This is a genomic window from Bacillus sp. C30, from assembly GCF_040838255.1.
Classification (GTDB): domain Bacteria; phylum Bacillota; class Bacilli; order Bacillales; family Bacillaceae_G; genus Bacillus_A; species Bacillus_A mycoides.
Window position 1 is genome coordinate 1 of sequence record NZ_JBFPJH010000345.1, and the last position, 3,294, is coordinate 3,294.

A 3,294-nucleotide genomic window follows, 5' to 3' on the forward strand; every position below is an offset into this window, starting at 1 on the left:
GTATTGCTATTGTTGGTGGATATTATGGTATGGGTTACAATTATGCGAAAAAGAATGAAAACTACACAGAGAAACAAGTTCGTGAAATTTCTTTAGCTCATACAAATGGAGAAATTATTAATGTGAAAAAAGAATTCGAATTAGAAGATGACAACTTAGCACAATCTAAATTTGAATATGAAGTGGAAATCAAGACACCTGAGAATCTATTAAATATTTTAAAGGTTAGTGCTAGAACAGGTACAATAGAAATCAATAATGAAGATTAAAAAAATATCGACAAATAAAATATCGCGTATTTGAAAAAATCCAATAAGCTGCCCATATGGGCAGCTTATTTACATATTTCTCGTTAACGGAAGTTAATTATATTTTTCTACGCACTAAATAAAAAGCTAAGGACCTATCCTCCCGTTCTAATTAACTAAAAGAAGAGCTTTCCCATACCGATTAGACTACTAAGCATTCCTATTCCATTCATGGTGCCTTTTCCTACTGTAAGTAAGTTTCCAAACATTCCTGGTTGACCGTTACCTCCGTTATTCCCCCATCCCATGGGACTTACCTGTCCTCCCCAACCTGGAGGGTTAAAAACACCCCATTTATTGGTATTAAAATTAAAAGGCTTGGCTGGCGGTGATAGTAAAGCGGCAAGATGACCTTGTGCGAACATCCCTGTATGATTGAATGGTTGGGGCCAGGGGAAGGGAGGTTTTTGAAAATTAAAACCTGCATGGCCTGGTAATGGAGCCCAATTAGCAGGATGTCCTTGGGGCATCATCCCTGCATAATGGATTGGCTGACCTAAAGGGAAGAGAGGGGGCTCGGGATTGAAACCCGTATAATTGGCTGGTGAATCCCAACCAAATGGATAGACTCGACAACTCCAATTCTCAGGAATCGTCAGACCATTCATTCCCTCAGCTTTAGTTATTTGGGGCTGTGAATATAATGATGACATTGAAATTTGATTATTATATTGCTCCTTGTTTCCCTCTGAATTCAAATACCAATATTGGTGCATAAGCTTATTCCCCTCACTTTAAAAATGTAATGTTAGACTTAGCCTATGTAATATTCCTTTTTATGGATGGTTACATGACTAGATTTACAAGCCTGTATTTAAAGGAATGGGTGTGTGGTCTTGTTGATTTATCCCACTATTTGTGGGCAGCAAGACACCTCCACCTCAAAATTCAGCGAAAGCGAAGCAGCTAGATGAGGGTTGAGCCGCCTGTAAAAGTCCCACTGATTAAAGTTTCACTTTATTTTAGAAGGGTATTTTCAGTTGCTCCTTTTGTTTAATTCAGCCTAATTTAATTTTGGTTAACAAACGTGTTTAAATGTTTATAAAGGTTTAATCAATAAAAAAGATTTTAACATGTTATGTTGAGCAAGTAGAATTGCTAAAAAGAGAATATCCATTCGAAGAGTTTGGCAAAATACTGCAAGGACAATGTATTCTTGTGCAGATATGCAAAAGATTTAAACGAATCAATGGAATTTATAATGAAGGGGCAAATGAATATATGAGTGAAACATTACATAAAAGAAAACCACCATATTTAATGCTTGTAATCCTTTTTATTGGGGCATTTGTTTCATTTCTAAATAACTCGCTTTTAAATGTAGCTTTGCCATCAATAATGAAGGATTTAGACATTAAAGATTATTCGACGATCCAGTGGCTTTCTACAGGGTATATGCTTGTAAGTGGTATATTAATTCCGGCATCAGCATTTTTAATAACCCGCTTCTCCAATAGGAGCTTATTTATTACATCTATGGTGATTTTTATTTTTGGTACGGCCTTAGCGGCTTTAGCACCGAACTTTAGTTTATTACTTACTGGCCGGATGGTTCAAGCAGCAGGTTCTTCAGTCATGGGGCCTTTGTTAATGAATATTATGCTAGTAAGCTTTCCAAGAGAAAAAAGGGGAACAGCGATGGGGATTTTTGGATTAGTTATGATTACAGCTCCAGCAATTGGACCGACACTATCGGGTTATATTGTAGAGTATTATGACTGGCGTTTGCTTTTTGAAATGATTTTACCGTTAGCAATCATTAGCTTACTGTTAGGAATTTGGAAATCGGAGAATGTCATGAGACAAAACAAAAATGCAAAACTTGATTATCTCTCATTACTATTATCTTCTGTCGGTTTTGGCGGTTTGTTATATGGATTCAGTTCTGCAAGCTCCGACGGTTGGACGAATAAAGTTGTTTTAACAACCTTAATCATAGGCGCTATTGCCCTAATTGCTTTTATTATTCGTCAATTAAAAATGAATGAACCGTTATTGGATTTACGTGTTTACAAGTACCCAATGTTTGCACTTGCGTCTGTAATTGCAATTGTCAACGCAGTGGCCATGTTTTCAGGTATGATTTTAACACCAGCTTATGTACAAAACGTCCGCGGTATTTCACCGCTGAGCTCTGGGCTGATGATGCTTCCAGGTGCGGTAATAATGGGGATTATGTCACCAATTACAGGTAAACTATTTGATAAATATGGCCCTCGGATTCTTGGTATAGTAGGACTTTCCATTACAGCTGTTTCAACTTATATGCTCGCAAACCTGCAACTCGACTCTAGTCACACACATATTATTCTTATTTATACACTGCGGATGTTTGGGATGGCGATGGTGATGATGCCGCTTATGACAAATGGCCTTAATCAGTTGCCAACGCGCTTAAATCCGCATGGTACAGCTGTTAATAATACAACTCAACAAGTGTCCGGTTCGATTGGTACTGCTATTCTTGTTACGATTATGAATTCTGTAACAAAAACAAAAGCTGAAAGTCTAATGGCTGATGTAGATCCAACAACATTCACAGAGGCTACGAAGGCAATGTTAACTCAGAAGGCTTTATTATCCGGAATTCAATATTCATTCTATGTAGCGCTTGGCATGAATGTTGTTGCACTACTATTAGTTTTTTTCGTGAAACGTGTAGATACAAGCGCGGAAGCTGTCGAGAGGTTAAATCGGTAGAGAAAAATAAAACTTTAGATCATGATTCCTACAAGTTTTTACTGTTTAGTTAGACTATGAAGAAATGCGAATTTCTGCTGCTAAGGCGCTGGTATTTAAATTTGGAAAAGAACCAGTGAAATAATTATATATAGTAAAAAGGATCTGATATTCATATCAGATCCTTTTTCATTAGCAACACAGTATACTTATTTATCGTATTTGTTTGAATTGACATTAGAAGCTACTGGTTTTCCTAATACTACAATCTTTAGCTCTCAATTTCTGATAAACATTATCATAATAC

3 protein-coding genes are annotated in these 3,294 nt (G+C 36.7%); 2 read left to right on the forward strand and 1 reads right to left on the reverse strand.

The genetic code is table 11. The annotated features are described in order from the left end of the window. The first annotated feature begins 2 nt into the window (after positions 1 to 2). The gene (locus AB3X49_RS19905; protein WP_367964272.1) at positions 3 to 269 is read left to right on the forward strand and encodes a PepSY domain-containing protein; all 267 of its coding nucleotides are present in this window, start codon (positions 3 to 5) and stop codon (positions 267 to 269) included. Between the two features lie 155 nt (positions 270 to 424). On the opposite strand, the gene AB3X49_RS19910 is transcribed toward AB3X49_RS19905, so the two are convergent. Next, positions 425 to 1,024: a hypothetical protein gene (locus AB3X49_RS19910; RefSeq protein ID WP_367964274.1), complete on the reverse strand. Its 600-nt coding sequence runs from the start codon at positions 1,022 to 1,024 to the stop codon at positions 425 to 427. Between the two features lie 505 nt (positions 1,025 to 1,529). Between AB3X49_RS19910 and AB3X49_RS19915 the strand changes: the two genes are divergently transcribed. Beyond that, positions 1,530 to 3,008, forward strand: coding sequence for a DHA2 family efflux MFS transporter permease subunit (locus tag AB3X49_RS19915; protein WP_367964276.1), 1,479 nt, complete (start codon positions 1,530 to 1,532; stop codon positions 3,006 to 3,008). The last annotated feature ends 286 nt before the right edge of the window (positions 3,009 to 3,294 follow it).

What these genes read in the sequence shown, in the direction of transcription:
- AB3X49_RS19910 (WP_367964274.1), bottom strand. Translation starts at nt 1,024, where the DNA reads ATGCACCAATATTGGTATTTGAATTCAGAGGGAAACAAGGAGCAATAT.
- AB3X49_RS19915 (WP_367964276.1), top strand. Translation starts at nt 1,530, where the DNA reads ATGAGTGAAACATTACATAAAAGAAAACCACCATATTTAATGCTTGTA.